The following is a 21,590-nucleotide window of genomic DNA, read 5'->3' as shown; positions in this document are numbered from 1 at the left end:
AGCCCCCTCAAGCGAATGTATTAGTGAATGACTACGCCTGCTTTTACCAGCTTCACACCGTTAGCAAGACAATCTCCAACAGGACATGTCTTCTCGATAAAGTCAGCAAAAGCATCTGCCTTTTCTTGGCTTTCGTTGGTTTTAAAATGCATAACAAAACGAATTTCTTGGAAACCATTTCTCACATCTGCAAGACCCATGAAACCATCCGGATCTAAGTCTCCTTCAAGTTCAACATAAAATTCTTCGAAGCTAAAATCGTTAGCATCTGCAAAGGCACTAGCGACAATGGACTGACATGCACCAAAGGCACACAATAACGCCTCGACGGGATTCAAACCAACATCGGTCCCCCCCAAATCCTCTGGTTCGTCCATAATAATCTTAAAACCTCTAGAATTGGTTTCAACTTGCATTCCATTAGGCAGTTTTTTAGCTGTCGCTTTAAAAGTAGTTAACATATGTATTACCTCCTCCTTAAGATTGTGAAAATAATAACATAGTAATCGGTGAATATCAATACTTAGCTAAGTAAGTATTTTTTCGAAGAAGAACTTGAACCTGATTCAATAAAAAAAAACAGGTTTCCAATCTACCTGAATAGGTAAATCAGAAACCTGTTTTTGTTGATAGGATGCGGTCAAGAGGACTCGAACCTCCACGATATTGCTACCACTGGCACCTGAAGCCAGCGCGTCTGCCAATTCCGCCATGACCGCATATTATGTAACTGGCGACCAAAACCGCCTGTACATAATACTATACTCCCTCTGCACTTAAAACGCAAGGTTTTTGTGTTTTTGAAATAGGCTTCATATAGACTCATAGGTATAACCAATCAATATTATTCAGTTTATATATTTCTATTATAAAGCCTCATATGGTACAACATAGATAAAGTAAGGCGCTATGACGGAGATGTCGGAATAATCGATCAATAGAAAGGATGAATACTTATGAACCAACAGTGGAATACCCAAACCTATGATACTGATATGGCCTTTGTGTCTCAGTTTGGAGAATCATTGATTGAGCTGCTTCACCCACAGCCAGGCGAACAGATTATCGATTGGGGCTGTGGAACCGGGGATTTGGCGGCAGCCATTGCTGCTAAGGGCGCCACTGTGACAGGTATTGATGCCTCTGCCGAAATGATTCAGACAGCCCGTGACAAGCATCCCCATCTAAGCTTTGTCTTAGCTGATGGGCAAACTTATGTCGCGGAACAGCCAGTCGATGCTGTGTTCAGCAACGCTGCCCTTCACTGGCTAACAGACGCAAACGGAGCGGCGGCGTCCATTGTTGCCAGCCTGCGGGTAGGCGGCCGTTTCGTGGCCGAGTTCGGTGGACTGGGCAATATTGCTTCCATCGTCGCTGGCCTTCCACAAGCTTTTGCAGCCATTGGCTGTAGTCATAAGCTGCATTTGCCCTGGTACTTCCCAAGCGTTGGCGAGTATGCAACTCTACTAGAGAAGCACGGACTGACCGTGGACCTCGCCCTTTGTTTTGACCGGCCAACACCACTGGAAGGCTTGGAGCAAGGATTTCAGCGGTGGCTGAATACTTTTGCCGATGGAATCTTAAGTGTGCTCACACCGACCGAACGCGCAGAAGTTCTCTCTTCTATGGAACAGAAATTGAAATCCAAGCTATATCAGGACGGCCGCTGGGTAATGGATTATCGCAGAATCCGGATTGTTGCTTACAAACGAAGCTAGAATAGATAAGAAATACTTCTCATGTTCAATAGTCAAAAAAAGAGTGCACTGGCGCTTAATACGCGCTAGTACACTCTTTTTTACACGGGATCCTATTTTCTGTCTCCAACATACCGATCACTGCCAGCGCCAAGCCCGACAACCATCAACAGTACACTTGCACCCAGCAGTAAAATCAATGGCACCGTCCAGCTGTTCGTTACATCATGCAGCCAGCCGAATAATGCCGGTCCCATTGCTGCCAGTACATAACCCACAGATTGGGCCATTCCTGACAGCTCCGCCGCTTCTTGCGTGCTTCTTGTTCTTAGACTGAAGAACATCATCGCAAGACCGAAGGCAAATCCTCCGGCAATACCAAAGCATACCGCCCAGACAGCCATTAAAGCGCCGCTGCCTTGCCAGATGCCACCTAATGCGATGAAATAAAGAACAGCAGTGATTATAACTAGAATACGTTGGTTCTTCATCCGGCCTGCCCACAGCGGTACGAAGAAAGTAAAGGGTAGCTGTGCCAATTGCATGAGCGAGAGAAACCAACCCGCATTACTCGACGACATTCCCCGTTCACCGAGGAGAACCGAAAACCAGGCAATAAAGACGTAATAAAGCAGTGACTGTAAGCCCATAAAGATCGTGACTTTCCAAGCAAGAGATGAACGCCACATATTTTTGCTTGAGGCTGCACTCTTAGAGCCGGTTCCTTGATTAAGCTTACGCATTTGCGGAATCCAGAACACTGTTGCTAGAGCTGCGATCATAAACCAGATGGCCAAGGTCCCTCTCCAACCGAATCCAGCATTCGTTGCCAGCGGTACACTAATTCCTGAGGCAATAGCTGCGCATAAATTCATAGAAACCGTGTAGATACCTGTCATTAGCCCGATTTTGTGAGGAAACTTCCCTTTAATAAGACCTGGAAGCAGTACATTACACACGGCAATGGATAATCCAAGTATAGCAGTACCTGTGAACAACAGACCTGCTCCAGATCCCGAGCGAATTAGAATTCCCATAGCCAGCATGACCATGGCAACTAATAACACATTAGCTAAACCAAAACGGCGGGCCAGCTTTGGAGCAAACGGGGACAAGATGGCAAAAGCCAATAATGGTAAAGTAGTAATAGCTCCTGCTAGAGTATTGGATAAGCCGAGGTCATCCTGAATCAATTGTATTAATGGACCCACAGAAGTAAATGGAGCCCGCAGCGCTGCAGCGATAAAAATAATTCCCAGCACAAGTAGCCAGCGATCATATTTGCTGTCCATTAAGCTATTATTCTGAATGTGTCCTTCGCTTTGTGAAGCTTTCATCGTGTATCCTCCTAAATTACAAACAAATAACCCCGCCAAGCACAGAGCTTGTCAAGGATTTGAAATATTTTAAACACTATGAACCATCATCTACTATTCTATTAGAAGTTACAACCCTTAAGTAATTTTATACCCGAATTATTGACAAAACCGCTGACCATCTTTAGTATCCATATCATCGGGTAGTTGAGAATCAATTTCATTTGAACTCATATTTAAACCACAGAAAAGAGTGAACAGAATGCTTCGAAGGTTTTTTTCCTACTATCGTCCGTATAGAAAATTATTTATATTGGATTTCTCCTGCGCTGTTTTTGCGGGACTGCTAGAACTGGCTTTTCCGGTAGCCGTCAATAAATTTATTGATGATTTGCTTCCTGGTCAAGATTGGCCGCTTATTCTTATCGCTTGTGTTGCGCTGCTGGCGATTTACGCCTTAAATACGGTGATGCAGTATATTGTCACCTACTGGGGTCATATGCTGGGCATAAATATCGAAACTGATATGCGCAAAAAAATGTTTGACCATATTCAGAAACTCTCGTTCCGATTCTTTGATAATAATAAAACAGGCCATCTAATCGGAAGAATCACCAATGACTTAAATGATATCGGCGAAGTGGCGCATCACGGTCCTGAGGATGTATTTATTGCAATCATGACCCTTGTCGGAGCCTTTCTCCTAATGGCTGATATTAATCTGAAGCTGGCGATTATTACTTTTATTATCGTTCCAATTATGGCTTGGGTAATCATCTACTTCGGCCGCAATATGACTTCAACTTATCGCCAGCTATTTGGAAATGTAGGCAGTTTCAATGCCCGTATCGAAGACAATGTCGGCGGGATTCGGGTCGTGCAATCTTTTGCCAATGAGCAGCATGAACAAGAACTATTCGCAGTAGATAATCAAATGTTCCGCAAAACAAAACTTATGGCTTATAAAATCATGGCTAGAAGCTTGTCCGTCAGCTATATGATGACCCGCCTCATTACCATCCTGGTGATGATCTGCGGCGCATGGTTCTTTATCAATGGCGAGCTGCAAATCGGTGAATTTGTGGCGTTTATCTTGTTGTCTAATATCTTCTTCCGCCCTATCGAGAAAATCAATGCCGTGATCGAAAGTTATCCTAAAGGAATTGCCGGCTTCAGACGTTATCTGGAGATCATTGACACGGAACCTGACATCAGTGACAAACCGGATGCCGTGGAGATCAACGCTTTGCGCGGTGATATTACATTCCAGGATGTATCTTTTGGATACGAAGAGAATCGTCCGGTTCTGCAAAATATAAGCCTTAACGTAAAGGCTGGCGAAACCATTGCCTTTGTTGGGCCGTCCGGCGCAGGCAAAACAACAATCTGCAGCCTGCTTCCGCGCTTCTATGATGTCACAGCCGGGGCCATCACGATTGATGGCATCGATATCCGTGACATGAAGCTGGAATCGCTGCGCAAACAAATCGGGATCGTGCAGCAGGATGTTTTCCTGTTCTCCGGGACAATTCGCGAGAATATCGCCTATGGGAAACTGGATGCAAAGCTGCCTGAAATCTGGGAAGCTGCGCGACGTGCTCATCTGGAGGAGCTCATTCAGAATCTACCAGATGGAATGGAGACAGTCATCGGGGAGCGCGGTGTGAAGCTGTCCGGTGGACAAAAGCAGCGCCTGGCTATCGCTCGCATGTTCCTCAAGAATCCGCCGATTCTGATTCTGGATGAAGCTACTTCCGCGCTGGACACAGAGACCGAAGCCGCGATTCAGCAATCCCTGGCTGATCTGTCCGTAGGCAGAACCACACTCGTCATCGCTCACCGTTTGACGACGATCAAAAATGCCGACCGGATTATGGTCGTGAATGAAGAAGGAATCGCTGAACAAGGCAGACATGAAGAACTAGTCCATGCTGGTGGAATTTACAGCCGTCTGCATCAGGCGCAATATAACTTTTAAAAAGTATTTTGCCACAGCTGGGCAAAAATGAAGCAAGCCTAGTCACCATGTTTTTGGCGACTAGGCTTGCTTTTTCACGTAACTCCTCTATTTGCAGCAAACGTGCTGCTTGATTAAGGAATTCCTCCCTGATTTTCTTTGGTTTATTGCTCTAACCCTTGCAATCAGGGAAAACCTCCCGCAATTCACCCCAATTTGCTCTTAATAGTGGAATTCAGGCAATATTTAGGGAGGATTTCCCTGAAAAGCTAAGTAACCAGCAAAAATTAGCTATTTTCAGGGAGGTTTTCCCTAAAAATTAAAAACGGCACAATTAAAGCTCAGTTCTCCTACTTTAGCTATTGCGGCTCTGTTCCCCATACCAGCACTCCGTTCCGATAAAGGGTCACCTTGTTCCAAGCCGCATAAGCGGTCTGAAGTGAATTAAACGAATAATCATTGGCCTCGTTAAAATTGCTCCAATCTGTCTTGTGTATCCGGGTCTGAATATCCCCGGAAGTTCCTCCAGCGGCAAGCATGCCCGCACCTGCGTTGAATTTCACTTCCAAATAGTAATCTGCTCCCGTTCGAGGCGTGTCCAGCTTTACAAAGCTGCCTGCTACCTTGCTGTTGCCGATCTGGGCATAATCACAGAAAAAGGATTGCGGCTTGTCTCCATCGATCGTATACCAGTAACGGATGCTCAGCTCGCTAAGATCGACTGCAGTTGTGCCGTTATTTTTAATATTAAAATAGGGCTTCATCTGGTTGTCATTTGGGTTAGTATCCGCTGTCCGATACGCCACTGCAAGCCCGGTGACCGGTTCGACAGGCCCCGAGCCTTGCGGTGTAGCCATCGCTTGTACAGAATTGCTGCTCGTACCCGCACTATTGACAGCATTCACAACATAATAATAAGTCGTTCCGTTGCTAACCGCCGCATCGCTATAGCTCGTCCCGGTAGCCGTAGTCAGAGTGGTATAAGGACCACCACTCGTAAGTGACCGTTTCACCGTGTAGGAAGTTGCGCCCGCTGAGGTGCTCCAGCTAAGATTCACAAGCCCATTGCCTGCAGCTGCATTCAAGTTAGCAGGAGCTGCTGGAACTACGGGAGCTGCCACTGTCTCCAATACGGACCAGTAGGCCGGCTTAGATTGAAGGCGCTCATCAAATAATAAAGGCCAATTGTTACGGGCTACCGGATAAGTGCGCAGCCAAGTATTACCGTCATCCTTCCCCCAGAGAGTGACATTCGTGACCGTATCCGTGTGCCGCAGGAAGATCTCAAATAATGATTTGTATAAAGCCGCTTGGCGCTGCTTCAAATTATCAGGGAAGGTCTCATAGGCTTGAGAATTATCAGAATACACACTAATATCCAGCTCAGTAATATGAGTTTCCAGCCCTAAAGCCTTGAACTTGATAATCGAATTTTCGATTTCAGAGAGCGAAGGATAATACAAACTAATGTGCGTTTGATGCCCTACTCCGTCAATAGGAACCCCTTTAGCCTGAAGTCGTACAATCAGATTGTATAGCGCTTGGCTTTTGGCTGGCTCATGGGTATTGTAGTCATTGATGAACAGTTTTGCGTTAGGATCAGCTTCATGAGCGAACTGGAACGCCTTCTCAATATACTCTTCACCCGCGATCTGGTACCACAGGCTGCGGCGCATGCCATCAGATTGCGAAGTGTCAATCACTTCGTTGACGACATCCCAAGCATAGATTTCACCTTTATAACGTTCCATAACAGTCTTAATATGACTCTTCATCCGCTCATATAACACCGTTTTGGAGACCAAATTACCGCTGGCGTCACGGAACACCCAATCCGGTGTCTGCGAATGCCAGACCAGGGTATGTCCACGTACCTGCTGCCCATTTGCGGTAGCAAAAGCTACTGCCGTGTCAGCTTCAGCGAAATTAAACACACCTTCCTGCGGCTCCGTGCTATCCCATTTCAGAACATTTCCTGGCGTTACACTATCAAAATGCTTGGCCAACAATTGCCGATCCGGAGCTGTCAGCAGCTCACTATTCGTAAACGCCGAGCCGATCAGAAATTTGTTTGCAAACACATCCTTCAGCGAAGGAATCGCATCCTCGATGACAATTGGACCGAGATCCGGTAGCTTTTCCAATCGAAAATCATCCAAATAAAAAGAAGTTGTCGCGCTAGCCGGCACTTCAAAATAAATAGAAAGTTGATCTGCCGGCTCCAATAGCTTGTACTGCGCCTGAAGCTTCACCCAACCGTTCGCTGTCACTGCTCCAAAGGTCAAATTGTCATAATGAATGGTAGAAGGTAATGTCCGCTGCAGTGACATATAGATATTCGCGTTGGATGATCCGGCAGGCAGCTTCACCCATCCAATAAACACATAAGTTTGTCCCACTTCCAGCTGGCTAGTCACATCCAGTGAAGGTCCATGCCACGTTTTTGTTCGGCCGCTTACCTCCAGGCCATATGTGCCGCTGCGTGCCGCATCTGTTTTGGCTGTAAGCACCTCAACTTCCCCACGTCCACTCCAACCCTGAACAGTGCCATCTTCAAAATCGCTTTGCTGAATAAGCGTGTTCTCCGCATGTGCGGGTGCAGCCCAATACGCAGGTACAAGCAAACATAAAACCAAAACAAAATTAAGCGCTTTCAAAAAAGTTCCTTTTTTCATCGCTTCGATTCTCCCTTCTGAGTTAGGTTCGAACCTTATGGCTTCGTTTCTTCCTGTCCCCGATACCGCTCGGGCCACACCACCTTCCTCATAAAAAAATCAGAGCCTATCCTCAGGAGGAACCAAGCTAGGCAGGTCATCCGTGAAGTATGGGCTCTATATCGCCATAATATCACATTTGTTTCCATTTATGGAACTAAAATTAATTATTTTCGATCTTATCTTACTTAAGCTGAACGGATCTGCGTTATCAGATCCGTTTAGCGTCGAAAAAACCCAAGAGACGACACTATTAAGGTGTTGTCTCTTGGGTTACATAACATGCTGGCTGAATGTACGGAAATTTTACCGTACAATTCGGTATTTCCAGCTGGTTCAACGCATTGTACGGGATTTTTACCGTTCATTTCGGCGTTTCCAGCGGGATCCGCACAATGTACGGGAGTTATACCGTTCATTTCGCCACTTCCAGCTGAATCGACCAATTGTACGGGAGTTTTACCGTTCATTTCGGCATTCCTTGGAGATACTGAGATACAACAACAAATAAAAAAAAGAGCCGTGTTGTGAACACGACTCCCTCTTCATATAAACCGCATCAGTAGCGGCATATTTGCAAGGAGCTTAGCAATAAGCTGTCATCCCTGATTTATTTTTTCGCAATATGAACCTTCAGCTGCTTGCCCTTCACGGTGGTCTCTCTCATCGCTTGCAGCACCATTGCGCCTTTACCGTTCAAAATATCCACATAGGTCACATTGTCCTGAATCGAGATAATCCCGATATCTTCGGCGGAAATACCTTCAAGCTTTGCTATTGTGCCGACAAAATCGACGGCTCTTAGCTTCTTTTTCTTGCCGCCGTTGAAGTATAGCTTCATAATCTCTTTGTTTAAGCTTTCGCTTTTGTCCTTCTTGCGGACAGGCTGCTTATTGATCTTCTGCTCGAACGCTTCCTTTGCGTAGGCAACTGCGTCGTCCGAAGGAGCTTTCATATGCGGAATGCTGAAGCCAATATAGCTTTCAATTTCAGTTACCCACTTCTGCTCATTCGGAGTGACAAAAGTGATCGCTTTACCCGTCTTGCCTGCACGCGCGGTTCTGCCTGTACGATGCACGTAGCTTTCTTTTTCCAGTGGAATATCGTAATTAATCACATGGGTGATATTCTCGATATCAATCCCTCTAGCCGCTACATCGGTAGCGATTAAATAGCGGAATTGCCCTCTTTTAAAAGCATTCATGACCTCAAAGCGCTCATCCTGCTCCATACCTCCGTGGATCTTATCACAAGGATATTCCAGATCCGCCAATCCTCTGAATACAGCATTTACCTGCTCCTGCGTACGGCAAAAAATAATACAGCTATCCGGATTCTCCACCGTTATGATATCGCTTAGCAAAGAGAATTTGGCAGCTTGTCTCACTTCAATCAACGCATGTTCAATCGTAGCCGTCGTAATTCCACTTGCCTGAATCTCGATATCCGTTGGATCGCTCATATATTTTAGGCACAAATTCTTAATGACTTCGGGTAAGGTAGCTGAGAATAACATCGTTACTCGCTCTTTGGGCAGCTGCTTAATGATCTTCTCGATCTGCTCAATAAAGCCCATGCTCAGCATTTCGTCAGCTTCATCGATGATCAAATATTTGATTCGATTTAGCGGAAGTGTGCCTCTTTCAATATGGTCAAATACGCGTCCAGGCGTACCTACGACAACATGTGTTTTTTGCGTAAGCTCTATCTTTTGAGGGGCAAAGGGCTGCTTGCCGAAAAGAGCAACTGCTTTAATCCGTTTAAAACGTCCGATGTTCGTAATATCCTCTTTCACCTGCATCGCAAGCTCCCGAGTTGGCGTAAGAATCAAAGCCTGCGGCTTATTCTCCACCCAATCCACCAGATCGCAAAGCGGAATACCATAAGCTCCCGTCTTGCCACTGCCTGTTTGCGATTTCACAATCAGATCCTTTTGCTGCAAAGCCACAGGAATTACCTTGCTCTGTACCTCCGTAGGTGTCATAAATTTCAGAACATCCAGTGCTTTAATTATCTCTTCGTCTAACTCATAATCTCTAAATTGCAATTCACTCATCGTTCAACCTCTTCTATGCCGATTGTTCTGGTTAAAGCGGAAACTCCGCGATCCTTCCATCTTGTGCATACTTATCATTATAACAGTTATTGGCGTCCTTGATTCCATTCCTTATAGAACTGGTCCAGAAAATTCAACATGAAATCATGCCGTTCTTCCGCTAACTTGCGTCCATAAGCCGTATTCATTAAGAATTTTAGTTTCAACAGCTTCTCATAAAAATGATTCACAGCCGTCCCTTTGCTATAATCCCTGTATTCCTTCTGCAGCGACTCCTCGCGTGGAGAAACTTCCGGATCATAAGCCGGACGTCCCTTTGCGCCTGAGAAAATAAAGGTTCTGGCAATGCCAATCGCGCCAAGTGCATCTAGTCGATCTGCATCCTGCACCACTTGACCTTCCAGAGTCTGCATAGGTTCTCCTCCACCACCACTAAAAGACATCGTTTCAACGATCAGCATGATATGACGAATTTGCTCCTCCTCTGTAAGGTTTGCCGTAAGCCAAGTGTGGACTTTAAGCAGACCTGCTTCTTTTGACGGATTAAGCTTCTCGTCTGCAACATCATGCAGCAAGGCTGCCATCGTACAGATAAAAACATCCGCACGCTCGATCTCAGCAATTTCACATGCCGTGCTGCGGACCCGATGGGTGTGCCACCAGTCATGCCCCGTAGTATCTTGTCCCAGTTGTTCTTTCACAAATTCTTCCGCCCGGGCTATTATTAAAGGTTGATTCATCGTCAACAAGCTCCCCTCGCCTATGAAATATCGAAGCCCTATTATAGCTGATTGCCTGTCCATTCGCCTACTAAAAATCTTCGTTATAACAAATTCTTACTTGCACGACTCCAAATGATCCGCTATAATCGGCAGTAATCAAAATGTCGAAGGGAATTGATTCTGATGAACACCATAACAATCATGCTGAATCAACTTCATTATTATCACAAACAGCGTTAGCAACCCTGAAATTCTCAGGGAGGCTAACGCTACTCGCGTTGGCCTCCCTGCGGCATAGATCACGCGCAGGACCATGAGGTCCTGCGCGTTTTTTTATTTCTAAACTATGCCAATTCAAAGGAGCTACTAACGATGCAAAACATTAAAGGAACTTATGATTACTTCGGAAAAGAGCAGGCGCTCAGAAAGAACATTCAAAATACGCTGCAGGATTTGTTCGAACTCTATGATTTTGAATCCATGGACACCACATTATTAAATGAACTGGAGTTATTAACCTCGAAATATGCAGGTGGGGATGAAATTCTCAAGGAGATGTACCAACTCACCGATCAAGGCAACCGCAAGCTGGGCTTACGATATGATCTGACCCTCCCTTTTGCCAAAGTGATCGCCTTAAATCCTGGAATAGTGTTTCCCTTCAAGCGTTATGAGATCGGAAAAGTATTCCGTGATGGTCCCGTGAAACGTGGGCGCCTGCGTGAATTTCTGCAATGCGATGTTGATGTTGTTGGTATTTCAGGACCTGAGGCGGAAGCTGAATTGATGCAGCTGGCCACAGAAGCTTTTCGGAAGCTGGACATCCCGATCATCCTAAAATGGAACAACAGACGTTTTCTCGGTGAGATCCTGGAATCGATTGGTGTACCTGCCGAGAACCAACTGTCCGTTATGCTAACCTTGGATAAATTAGAAAAAATCAACCTCAGCGGCGTGAAAAATGAATTGATCAGCAAGGAAATAGATCCTACAACCATCGCTGCTATTCTAGAACTTATTGAAATGGACAATCCAAGCTTTGAGCAGTTATGCGAAAAATATAGTCTTACCGGACAACCGGGAGCAATGGAGGTTCTTGTCCTGCAAAAGCTGCTCCAAGACATTCAGCTGCAGCAGACTTGCCGTTTCGATCCCTTCTTATCCCGCGGGCTTTCTTTCTACACTGGAACCGTCTACGAGATCTTTGATGCATCCGGTTCCTTTACCTCAAGCTTGGGTGGTGGAGGCAGATATGACGCTATCATCGGACAGCTAGTGGGCAGAGAGGATATTCAATATCCTACGGTTGGCTTATCTTTTGGTATGGAGTCTATCATGGCGCTCCTTGCAGAACGTCCTATCCAAGAGCGCAAGACAACAGAGGTTATGGTCATTCCGATTGGCGAGACGCTCCCACAGGCTTTAATTGCAGCCGCCGAGCTCCGTGCCTGTTCTATCCGGACCAGTCTGGTATCCGGTAAAAGAAAACTTAAAAAGCAACTCGCCACAGCCTCATCCCAAAATATACGTTACGTTATTCTGATCGGCGAAAGTGAATCCAGTGTGGATAAGGTGCGTCTGAAGGATATGAAGGAACAAACAGAGGTTATAGTTCCATTAGATGAAGCTATCTACCTTATTACTGGCTAAACTGCTGCCTGATATCCTCCTAAAAAGATCTGCATAAAAAAAAGACCCCGCCGGCGACCGGCGGGGTAAAGTCTATATATAAGGGAGGTTATACATGTACTATAACCCTGCAAGCTTAATATTTTATGAAAAAGAGATAAGGATTCCCTTAATTCATTTCAAACCCTTAGATCTTAAACTTATCTACTAACCCCTGAAGCTCTTTGGCACTTTGAGTATTTTCATCAGCCATAGTAACCTCTAGGAATGTTTTTTCCACGATATCCGCCGTTTTTACCGCGATATCCTGAATCCCTATAGCTCCCTCGTTTACTGTAGCAGCTACCTCATTAACGGCAATATTAATACTTGATATAGCCATACTCAAATGATCAGCTGCGCTCTCGAATTGTTTTAACAGCGTATTTACGGTGGCAGCATCACTGTTGTATTGCTGACTTACCTCAGTTAATCGTTCATAATCTGCTAGGACATTCTGGTCAATAAAAGAAAGTAATGCCTCAGAATTCTCCTTCATGGATTCAACAGAGGAATAAACACCTGTTACCACACCTTGAATTCCGGCCGCAATCTTAGACGACTTCTCAGCCAACTTCCGAATCTCACCAGCTACAACCGCAAAACCTTTACCTGCCTCACCCGCTCTTGCCGCTTCTATAGCTGCATTCAGGGCCAGCAGATTGGTCTGACTGGCAATGGATAGAATCGTATCCGTCAGTACATTAATCTCTGCAATCGCGCTCGACTGCTCAATCGCTTTTTCCATATCCATTCGCACGGATTCATAAATTTGTTTAGCATTCGTCGTAGATTCTGTTGCCTCATCTTGGAGAGCCAGCGCCCGCTCACTAATTTGTCTAGAAACGGCAGCGCCTTCCTTCACATTATTGGTGATCCCGGATACATTGTTATCAATTTCAGTAATTGCTGCTGTCATTTCCTCTGTGGAGGCTGCGGTCTCTTCCATACCTGCCGATAGCTGCTGCGTAGTCGCTGAATTATCGTGGGCATTTTCCCGCACATCTATAGACAGCTTCTCCAACGTTTCTGCATTTTCAAGCACTTTGGACGAGATCGTAATTAAGCTTCCAGCCATCTCACGAAGTGTAGCCCGGGTGCTGAACATCGCTTTGGCGATCGTCCCTGTCTCATCTTTGTTTTTAGTCAAATACTCATACTCTGAGTCATGCGTTAAATTCAATTCTGCCGTTTTATTAATCATGTCCGTTAGTTTAACAATCGGAGAAGAGATTTTTTTAGCAAAATAAAGAGCAATCAGCAAGGCAATAATCAAACTTCCCACACCAAGAAATAAGTTGAAATTTCTCATATCAGTGACAGGTTTCACGATTTCATCGAGGTCTGCGGTTAATACAAGCAACCAGTGCGTCTCAGGTAAAACTGTATAGGTTGATTTTTTTTCCACACCATTATATGTATTATTGAGCAGGCCATCCGCTACCTTCTCACCAGATTTCACACGCTCCATAACAGCTGCGATCTGCGTATTCTCAATAGGCTGACCAATTTGTGTTTTATCCGGATAATATAATTTATTGCCGTTCTCATCCAGTAAATAAGCGTAGGAGCTCGTCGTGTTTACCACTTTGGTATCGGCCAAATACTTAATCATACTATCTGCGGAAACAGCTGATGCAATAAATCCAATCATCTTTCCATTACTCTTTACGGGCTGTACAAAAGCCACTACATAAGCTCCTGTAGATTTTGATTTCAGCGTTTCACTGATCACAGGCTCAGCCGTCTCCATTACTCTTTTCGTATAATCTCTTTCACTAAAATCTGTCCCTATAAGCTTAGTATCACTGTCAGCCACACTAATACCTTTCATATCACTGACTAGAATGTGCTCAAGGTTTCCCGCTTCCTCCACAATGCTTTGTAGACTGGCGTTCACCTCATTCTGAAGCTTATCGCCTTTGTTAACTCCACCATTCCCAGCTTGCAGCAGTAGATCAACAATTTCCGAACGGCTCGCAATAAGCTCTGTACTTCTCTGCTCTTTTGCTATCATGGCTGATATAGTCTGAGCTTTGTTCGTATTGACCTGCTTCATAGAATTCTCAGTAAGATTCACAATCGCCTGAGTTGATTTCAAATACGTAAATATCCCCATTACAGAAATACATAAAAGGGTCACACCTATCATAACAAGTGATAACTTTAGGCGAATCTTCATATTCTTTTCATCCTTCCGACTGCTTGTTCATTTGCGAACAATGAAATTGTAAATAATACAATTACTATCGGGTGGCAAAGTTGAATAGTGAATATAAATCGCGCAAAAATAAGAAATATATCATAAAATGTCGAAAATTTTCATGTAAATGAATAAAATATCACAGCTTTTAGGTCATATATCCTTCACAAGATGTTTAACAAGGCCTGTCATCTGTCCTAGATGAACTATGTGGTTCTAGCTGAGAGGCAGTATTCACTTGCATTAATGCACCCTCACTTAACAGTCGTTTAGTTCTACTACGTAAAAATAGACCAGACATCGCAGCGAGTATTTGTTGGAACAACATCCCCGAAATTACTGGAAGCGCGACAGCAGGAGGAAAATATTTCACCGCTAATACAGCTCCCGCACTTAAATTCCGCATACCCGAATTAAACTGCACAGCCACGGAATCTTCATAACTAAAGCGGAAGCGGCGTGACACCAAAGCTCCGATTACATAGCCAAGCACAACGGTTATGAAGGTCACTCCAATAATGATCGCTAATTTGCCATCCGGATGTTTCAGATAACGGGCAATGCTGGCCCCATTAATAGAAACAACTACAAACAATCCGACTTTAACAAACGGAGCAAGCGGCGGTCCACATACTGTATTTACTTTCCCTTTTGTCCATTGATTCAGCAGCATCCCAACTACAGAAGGAATGACTACCATCCATAGCAGCCCTTTCATCATATCGCCTAGCTGAATTTCAACACTCGCTCCCATCAGCAAATATAAGGTACCCGGGACAACAATAGGCGACAAGAGCGTATCAATCAGAATAAGCGCCAATGTCAGCGCAATATTCCCTCCGTACATCGACACCCATACCACACTTACAACACCTGTAGGAATCGCGAACAACAATACATAACCAGTTACTGTATATGGATCTCCCGGAAAAAAAGCCATGGCTGCAAGCCAGCCGATCAGCGGCATTACAATATGTAAAATTACCATTAGAATAATCAGCTTCTGAGGTTTCAGAAGTACCCCCAGCAGATCCTTTAGGTTGGACTTCAAGCTACCGATCAGCGTCATTACAGCGAAAATCCAGGGCACGAGACCTGTGAACGGCAGCAGTCTGCTTTCGTTAAGTACCCCGACCACGATGGCCGTGGGTGTTAATAACGGCATAATCTTTTCTAGAACAACATTAGATTTGATGAGTCCATTTCTTATATTAGCAAACACTTGGCAGTACACCTTATGTATGAAGCTCATACATCCCTTATCTATGTTTTTTATTCAGTCTACCATAAAAAATAGGAACCAATTCTTAAATTGGTCCCTCGAAGTAATCTATATAGAGTGTTAAACTTCTATGCCTTGTGGAAACAATGCATCCAGTGCTGGGCAGGGTTGCTTATCCAAAAACTGTGCCAATGGCGCTGGCATATTATTGTATAAATCTTTTAGTGAAGTTCCTTGATAAATGTTGCCGATAATCACCGGATGGCAAAGCTCTGAAATCAAAATGTCGCCATTTCCATGCAGATGAAGCTGCTTCTTCCCCTCGATACAGTGAGGAAAATACACACCCGGCTGCTCTTCGAACCCAAGGGCGTCCATAAAGCGGTCCATACAGGTGAAATACAGAATCGTATCTTCTTTCTTCCGTGCGATCAGCTCACTCACTGCATTCTTTAATTGTTCCCGTGCAGCTATAGACTTCCAACCCGTATGATCCATGATAATACTGTTCTGAATTTCATGTGTGCGCACGCCCATTGCGTAGACATGATCGCTGATCTCCTTCATATTATCCTGGGTTTCACTGAACAGCAGCGTCTCCAGTACGGTATCCACACTTGTTGCGGCGAATAGGGTAATATTTTCTCTTATTTTTTCATAGATGCTTGGATGAATATTATAATATTTTGAGAAAGCTTCCGCAGTAGTAAAATTGAAGGAAATATGTATAGTCGTTAATCCTGCGGAGACCAATTGGCCAATTCGTTCAGCATTTAAAAGACTGCCGTTGGAATTTAACTGTGTCTGAATCCCTCTGGATGCGCAGTAGGTTACAATCTCCACACAGTCATCGAACTTCAACGTCACTTCTCCACCTGATAAGCGTACTCTTTTAAGGCCTGGAAGTTCGTCCAGAATGCGGATGACCTCTTTGGCTTTGATGCTTTGTCCATCATTTCTATTATATGCACAGCAATAATCGCAGCGGAAATTACAGTTCGAAGTTACCCCTATTTCTAACCCTTCCAGCTCATAAGTAAGCGGTTTGTCGAGCTCTAATGCTTTATATCTCATACTCTAAAGTCCTCCTGAAAAATAATGAATTTAGTTCAAAAGTTCAACCTTAGAGATTATATAGGTTTATGGCTTAGGTTAATGTGAGTTTTATAACATTCGAGTGTACGGTTTGATTAACGAATTAGTCGGAAGCGCATGCGTAATCACTTTCAGATACGCATAGTAACCTGTAACGGACTCAGCTGACCCTAAACCTAAAATTATCCTATTTTAAGAATGCCAACGGACTCCAGTGCACCTATTGACCGGAAAAACGCCCAATATGAGCCTTTTGCCAATGAATAGCGTCAGCGGAGTCCGAAATCATGTTTTGATAGCTGATAACATACAAATAACGTCATCCGAGTCCGAAAGCCTCGTGGAGTGATGGATAAACCGATACGCATTCAGGCTTGTATATTACAGGTTATCTTCAAACTGGTGATGTCCACCGACACTTTTTATAGGGATATAAAGATCAACTTTTGCTTTACCTTCAGGGTCTGTATATGGATCATTCATACAAAATTCGAGCGCATACCGATCATCCGGTTCATAATCACTGTTAGGTAGCCATTGACCGTACACACTTTGATAGGCAATAGCCAATTTGTCGATCGTATCATAAAACGAATATAAGGCATAAAGACCACCAGATAAAGTTTTGAACTCTACGCCCGAATCACCCTCTTTAACAAACTCTTCTGGAATGGTTATGCAGGCTTCATATCTACAAGAGTATTCGTCAGTCACGCTGGGATCATCTAAAGAAATACCAATGAAGTATTCTGTTGACGGTAAATCATTTTTCTCAACCCACTTGCTGAGTGTTCCCCATGCCTTATACGTTTCAAGATAGCTGCCAACATGCCTTACGTATGCCACTTGATAACTTGGAAGTTCTTTTACCTCAATGTTCATTTCCCATACTCTCCTTAAAAAATTATTTATGTTGATACTCACATCATAATTTTTAGAAGGAGACAATTCTTCCTGATTATTGCTGGACATTAACTGATAATTGCTATGTTCTTGCCTTGACCTTCTCATCTCGCTTGGGGTTGTCTTAAACAGTTTTTTAAAGGATGAATTAAAACTTGAGATGGAACTAAAACCGCATAGAGTTGAGATATCTAGCATGGTTTTATGGGTTGTTTCAAGATAGGTTATCGCGTGATGTAGACGTCTTTCCGTCAGATAGGTCATTGGTGTTTTATTTGTAATTGCAGAAAAAACTCTAGAAAAATGATACTTAGAAAAATTAGAAACTTCAGCTAGCGTTTCTAGATTTATTTCTTGATCTAAGTTGTCCTCAATAAAATGAAGAACCGTCTGAATACGCACCCTGTAATCATTGTTCACTAGACCTACCTCAATCCCGTGATGATTAAATGATTTTTTTCTTATTTATTTTCTTCCCCCTATATACAACAGATGAGATGAAATCTACAAAATGGATGGATCCTTTGCTGCATTAATGAGAAATTCTAAGAGCTCCTCATGTTCACCCCGGTCAGTCCAGTATTGTTTCTGCTCATTTGTCAGTAATGCTCCGAGGCTAGAAGAACCAATTAAATCAATGGTTTGAAATCCATTCTCCTCCATGAAAGATTTTATGTCCTCCATATTGAAGTAATAAGCTCCCGTAAACCTACCTTCATCTTTATGATTAAAAATCCCGCTATCATAAAATTCTTGTATTGAATCCATGTTGTCATTAGGCTTCCAATGTTGTGGGAACTGTAAGGATGTAAGCGTCATTCTCATCCGACTTTGAAAGGCTACAAATACGATGCCATTCTTCTTTGTCACACGAAACAATTCCTTAACTGCTAAAATCCGATCCTCTTCTTCTTGCAAATGATATAAAGGGCCTAACATCAGAGAAGCATCAAAGCTCTCGTCTGATATTCCCTCTAAACTAGTTGCATTCAGCACTTGAAAACCTTTAAATTGCTCAGTTAATCCTAATTCATTAACCTTCTGCTGAGCTATTTCAACTAACTTAGGGGTAAGATCCGATAACGTTACGTTATAGCCCAGCTTCGCCAGCTCCATGGCATATTTACCGGGTCCAGCACCATTATCCAGTATAGATTGTGCGGTAGTTAAATACTGTTTTATATAATGCAGATTAATGATGAACTCCAGCGGCTCCCTATCCAATCTTCCCCACTCATCAAATTGGGAGTAATAATCAATAATATTGCCCATTGCCAAAACACCGACCTTTAATTGTATTTTTTTACTGTAGAGAACAGAAAAAACCTATCGCCTCCAAAGAGGCGATAGGTTTAACCTTCGCGGTACCACTCTTTTTGATCGTTGCATATTGCTTATAATAAACAACGAATCTTAGAACCCGATTACGGAGGGTTAGCCGTTAAGATCTACTGAGGTTCGATCTTACCGCTCATGGGTGAGTTGGGGAACCCTACTCCGCTGTCTTGCACCAACCGGCAGCTCTCTGGGCAGTAGTTATTCCTTAATACTCCCAATCATCACGTTTATTCCGTATTGTATTTTGACCTAGTATATATTTAGAAATTATTCCCTGTCAATACAAATTCCACTTACAGCTCTACTGACTTCCCCATCTCATTCCAAACAGGCTGTCCGATCAGACCTAAACGCCAGATTGCAATTCCTTTAAGGCCATAACGTTTAGCAAGTCCTACCTTCGAATTCACTGAAGATTCGTTTTCGCTATACACAGAGATCCCTAGGATCAGCTTATCCTTACTCACTTGCTGAAGCGCAAGCCTGATGCCTTCATCAACTAAACTCATCGGCTCTGGAACTTTTTTTTCTTGTAAATAATCGTACGCCATAATGACCAAATCATCTGCAAGTGTTCCTAAAGTTTTGTAATCATAACCTTTATAAGAACTATTTAATGGATGAAGAATAACGGTAAGTTTAAGTCCTGCTGCATGTGCTTTTTGTGATAGGTTTTTCACAAAAGCATTGTAATCCGCTTGCACCTTCGCCTTATCACCTGTTAGACCTAGGCCCTCCAGATCCAGGGTAATGCCTTGGAATCCTTTTTGCGTTGCAAGATCTACGATTCCAGTAATCGTCTGTTCTTGAAGCTGTTTATCTTCCAGGTTCTTAGTTAACTCTGATGCGGTATCTCCAGAGAAGACCATCAGATAAGGAGCTGTTCCACCTGCCGCTGCATTCGTGACAATCGATTCTGGTGTTACGTCACCAGCCGCCTGAGGCCATTTGAAATCAGTCCCCGTTGTGGTGAATTGCCCGCTTTTATCAATCCCACTCCAACCGAAGGCCATAGCATCAAAATTAGGAAGTAAGGAAATCTCACTATAAGAACTCAGAGCATAGAAACCAAGAGTGTACAGCTCAGTCTTCGGCGAAGTAATAGATACGGTCTTCGTAGATTGATTCCAAGCTACACCCGCACCAAACTGCTGGCCGAAGAAGCTAAGGGGAATCATCGTTGTATCCCGGATCGTCTGCGGAGCAACTCCTAACTTCACAACCGCGCCGTTAACACCTGCATTTTTGCTGCCAAGGGTCAGGGTTACCACTTTGGTCCCTGCAGTATCTGTTTTGGTAGCCGTAATTTTCTTCTGCGCTTGATTCCACTCGACATTAATTCCCAAAGCTTCAGATATAGCTCGGAATGGCACCATCGTTGTTCCGCTCATCACAACAGGTTCTACTGGAAATGGTAGTGGATAACCATCCAGCACAATACTAACTCCAGCAGCTGTGGCTGCCTGTGTAGTATTTTGGAATAACGCCGTGGTGCCTCCTAGCGAAATAGCCATACATAATACTAATTTACCGATTCGCTTATTCATGAATGTTAAGTCTCCCTCTTCTATGATATGCAGTCTAATCTTGTAAACTCTTATATGTCCTCTACCATTTTACCAAAGATTATCCAATTGTAAAATTAATAGATTGTCATCTATGAGCTGCGAAATTATTTGTCATATTAGAAGAGGTCGGCAAAATTACATAAACACGCTCAAAAAGGTTCCCACTGCTCGTTCAACATCTACATCCACTGCAACTTGTATGGGTTTACCCACTTTTGGCTGAGCCCGCAAGTCCGCTACGACCATTCCCGATGTAAACTCACCTTTGTGCTCCACACGAACATTCATCTCTTTGTAGGTTACTAGATCTGGTTGCAGCGCAACCATAAGTGCGAGTGGATCATGCAGCGGTGCGCTGTTGATCAAAAAGTTCGCTTCACGATAGAAATTAAAATAATGAGTAAGCGATTGTTCCATAAACGAAATGATCGCTTTATTTTCTTCACGTCCAAAACGTTTTAATAAATCGATATGCTCTTGTGTAATCCGCGTCTTAAGCGTAACGTCTAGACCCACCATCATAACAGGAAGCCCAGATGTAAATACATGATCAGCAGCTTCCGGATCCCCGGCAATATTCGCTTCCGCAACCGGTGTTCTATTGCCGGGACTGAAGATCGTACCGCCCATCACCACTACTTTTTTCAAAGTATTCTTAATACCAGGGTCCATATCAAGCGCCATTGAAAGGTTGGTTAGATGTGCCAGTGTGACTAATACAATCTCTCCGGGATTCTCATTAGCCATCCGAACAATAAACTCAGATGCAGTTTCGCTAATGGGACGCTGGCTGGATGGAGCAATTTCCACATTGCCAATACCGTTCTCACCATGCACATGAGTGGCGTAGCCTGAGTGTTCACGAACAAGCGCCTTGGATGCTCCGATCGCTACAGGAATCTCATAACCGGGCTTAGCAAGCTCAATTAGCCGCAGTGAATTGTCCGCCGCCTTTTCGACCTCAATATTTCCAAAAACGGTTGTAATTCCTTCTACAATTACGTTTGGAGCACGTAAGGCATATAGAATCGCCAGTGCATCGTCAATACCTGTATCTGCATCAATAATAATTCGTGTTTTGCTCATTTATGTTCTCTCCCATTATGTTTTTTTCATAAAAGCTATCATATC

The 21,590-nt window shown here is 43.8% G+C and carries 15 protein-coding genes, 1 tRNA gene and 1 other annotated feature; of the genes, 3 read left to right on the top strand and 13 right to left on the bottom strand.

Translation table 11 applies throughout. From position 1 onward, the window contains the following. Positions 1 to 20 precede the first annotated feature (20 nt). Complete coding sequence (locus NSQ91_RS10475; protein WP_076125055.1) at positions 21 to 461, bottom strand: OsmC family protein; 441 nt, start codon at positions 459 to 461, stop codon at positions 21 to 23. Between the two features lie 174 nt (positions 462 to 635). Next, positions 636 to 719: transfer RNA gene (locus tag NSQ91_RS10470), tRNA-Leu, on the bottom strand. A 237-nt stretch (positions 720 to 956) separates the two neighbouring features. On the opposite strand from NSQ91_RS10470, the gene NSQ91_RS10465 reads away from it, so the two are divergent. Further along, entirely contained in the window at positions 957 to 1,718 is a 762-nt protein-coding gene (locus NSQ91_RS10465; protein ID WP_076184332.1) for a methyltransferase domain-containing protein, read from the top strand. A 92-nt stretch (positions 1,719 to 1,810) separates the two neighbouring features. Here the strand turns inward: NSQ91_RS10465 and NSQ91_RS10460 are convergent, their stop codons facing one another. Further along, complete coding sequence (locus NSQ91_RS10460; protein WP_248549329.1) at positions 1,811 to 2,989, bottom strand: CynX/NimT family MFS transporter; 1,179 nt, start codon at positions 2,987 to 2,989, stop codon at positions 1,811 to 1,813. A 286-nt stretch (positions 2,990 to 3,275) separates the two neighbouring features. On the opposite strand from NSQ91_RS10460, the gene NSQ91_RS10455 reads away from it, so the two are divergent. Beyond that, complete coding sequence (locus NSQ91_RS10455; protein WP_076125049.1) at positions 3,276 to 4,991, top strand: ABC transporter ATP-binding protein; 1,716 nt, start codon at positions 3,276 to 3,278, stop codon at positions 4,989 to 4,991. Positions 4,992 to 5,329: 338 nt separating this feature from the next. On the opposite strand, the gene NSQ91_RS10450 is transcribed toward NSQ91_RS10455, so the two are convergent. The 3 genes from NSQ91_RS10450 to NSQ91_RS10440 all read right to left on the bottom strand — a co-directional run bounded on the left by NSQ91_RS10450 (position 5,330) and on the right by NSQ91_RS10440 (position 10,480). Beyond that, positions 5,330 to 7,645: an endo-1,4-beta-xylanase gene (locus tag NSQ91_RS10450; RefSeq protein ID WP_076304423.1), complete on the bottom strand. Its 2,316-nt coding sequence runs from the start codon at positions 7,643 to 7,645 to the stop codon at positions 5,330 to 5,332. Between the two features lie 649 nt (positions 7,646 to 8,294). Continuing rightward, positions 8,295 to 9,740, bottom strand: a complete 1,446-nt coding sequence (locus tag NSQ91_RS10445) for a DEAD/DEAH box helicase (RefSeq protein ID WP_076184329.1) — start codon at positions 9,738 to 9,740, stop codon at positions 8,295 to 8,297. An 86-nt stretch (positions 9,741 to 9,826) separates the two neighbouring features. Continuing rightward, on the bottom strand, positions 9,827 to 10,480 hold the full coding sequence (locus NSQ91_RS10440; RefSeq protein ID WP_076276371.1) for an HD domain-containing protein: 654 nt from the start codon (positions 10,478 to 10,480) through the stop codon (positions 9,827 to 9,829). A 354-nt stretch (positions 10,481 to 10,834) separates the two neighbouring features. Here NSQ91_RS10440 and NSQ91_RS10435 point away from each other — a divergent pair, with 354 nt between their 5' ends. Next, entirely contained in the window at positions 10,835 to 12,112 is a 1,278-nt protein-coding gene (locus NSQ91_RS10435) for a histidine--tRNA ligase (RefSeq protein WP_076304422.1), read from the top strand. Positions 12,113 to 12,278: 166 nt separating this feature from the next. On the opposite strand, the gene NSQ91_RS10430 is transcribed toward NSQ91_RS10435, so the two are convergent. The 7 genes from NSQ91_RS10430 to NSQ91_RS10400 all read right to left on the bottom strand — a co-directional run bounded on the left by NSQ91_RS10430 (position 12,279) and on the right by NSQ91_RS10400 (position 21,545). Then, positions 12,279 to 14,312, bottom strand: a complete 2,034-nt coding sequence (locus NSQ91_RS10430; RefSeq protein WP_076191290.1) for a methyl-accepting chemotaxis protein — start codon at positions 14,310 to 14,312, stop codon at positions 12,279 to 12,281. 196 nt (positions 14,313 to 14,508) lie between these two features. Continuing rightward, complete coding sequence (locus tag NSQ91_RS10425) at positions 14,509 to 15,555, bottom strand: bile acid:sodium symporter family protein (RefSeq protein WP_256716515.1); 1,047 nt, start codon at positions 15,553 to 15,555, stop codon at positions 14,509 to 14,511. A gap of 120 nt (positions 15,556 to 15,675) precedes the next feature. Beyond that, a complete protein-coding gene (locus tag NSQ91_RS10420) occupies positions 15,676 to 16,629 on the bottom strand; it encodes a radical SAM protein (RefSeq protein ID WP_038569765.1) in 954 nt (317 codons plus the stop codon). A gap of 402 nt (positions 16,630 to 17,031) precedes the next feature. Beyond that, the gene (locus NSQ91_RS10415; protein WP_076304421.1) at positions 17,032 to 17,973 is read right to left on the bottom strand and encodes an AraC family transcriptional regulator; all 942 of its coding nucleotides are present in this window, start codon (positions 17,971 to 17,973) and stop codon (positions 17,032 to 17,034) included. Positions 17,974 to 18,057: 84 nt separating this feature from the next. After that, a complete protein-coding gene (locus NSQ91_RS10410) occupies positions 18,058 to 18,825 on the bottom strand; it encodes a class I SAM-dependent methyltransferase (RefSeq protein WP_076304420.1) in 768 nt (255 codons plus the stop codon). A gap of 64 nt (positions 18,826 to 18,889) precedes the next feature. Further along, positions 18,890 to 19,122, bottom strand: a binding site (T-box leader). A 62-nt stretch (positions 19,123 to 19,184) separates the two neighbouring features. After that, on the bottom strand, positions 19,185 to 20,438 hold the full coding sequence (locus tag NSQ91_RS10405) for a stalk domain-containing protein (RefSeq protein ID WP_076125030.1): 1,254 nt from the start codon (positions 20,436 to 20,438) through the stop codon (positions 19,185 to 19,187). A gap of 156 nt (positions 20,439 to 20,594) precedes the next feature. Further along, complete coding sequence (locus tag NSQ91_RS10400; protein WP_076125028.1) at positions 20,595 to 21,545, bottom strand: nucleoside hydrolase; 951 nt, start codon at positions 21,543 to 21,545, stop codon at positions 20,595 to 20,597. Positions 21,546 to 21,590 lie beyond the last annotated feature (45 nt).

Source organism: Paenibacillus sp. FSL R7-0048, assembly GCF_038004505.1.
In the GTDB taxonomy this organism is placed as follows: Bacteria; Bacillota; Bacilli; order Paenibacillales; family Paenibacillaceae; genus Paenibacillus_AQ; species Paenibacillus_AQ odorifer.
This window is presented reverse-complemented; position numbering and strand designations above follow the sequence as displayed.

Coding starts and splice junctions, on each gene's coding strand:
- NSQ91_RS10410 (WP_076304420.1), bottom strand. CDS start 18,825: ATGGGCAATATTATTGATTATTACTCCCAATTTGATGAGTGGGGAAGA.
- NSQ91_RS10445 (WP_076184329.1), bottom strand. CDS start 9,740: ATGAGTGAATTGCAATTTAGAGATTATGAGTTAGACGAAGAGATAATT.
- NSQ91_RS10460 (WP_248549329.1), bottom strand. CDS start 2,989: ATGGACAGCAAATATGATCGCTGGCTACTTGTGCTGGGAATTATTTTT.
- NSQ91_RS10430 (WP_076191290.1), bottom strand. CDS start 14,312: ATGAAGATTCGCCTAAAGTTATCACTTGTTATGATAGGTGTGACCCTT.
- NSQ91_RS10465 (WP_076184332.1), top strand. CDS start 957: ATGAACCAACAGTGGAATACCCAAACCTATGATACTGATATGGCCTTT.
- NSQ91_RS10400 (WP_076125028.1), bottom strand. CDS start 21,545: ATGAGCAAAACACGAATTATTATTGATGCAGATACAGGTATTGACGAT.
- NSQ91_RS10405 (WP_076125030.1), bottom strand. CDS start 20,438: ATGAATAAGCGAATCGGTAAATTAGTATTATGTATGGCTATTTCGCTA.
- NSQ91_RS10435 (WP_076304422.1), top strand. CDS start 10,835: ATGCAAAACATTAAAGGAACTTATGATTACTTCGGAAAAGAGCAGGCG.
- NSQ91_RS10455 (WP_076125049.1), top strand. CDS start 3,276: ATGCTTCGAAGGTTTTTTTCCTACTATCGTCCGTATAGAAAATTATTT.
- NSQ91_RS10475 (WP_076125055.1), bottom strand. CDS start 461: ATGTTAACTACTTTTAAAGCGACAGCTAAAAAACTGCCTAATGGAATG.
- NSQ91_RS10440 (WP_076276371.1), bottom strand. CDS start 10,480: ATGAATCAACCTTTAATAATAGCCCGGGCGGAAGAATTTGTGAAAGAA.
- NSQ91_RS10420 (WP_038569765.1), bottom strand. CDS start 16,629: ATGAGATATAAAGCATTAGAGCTCGACAAACCGCTTACTTATGAGCTG.
- NSQ91_RS10450 (WP_076304423.1), bottom strand. CDS start 7,645: ATGAAAAAAGGAACTTTTTTGAAAGCGCTTAATTTTGTTTTGGTTTTA.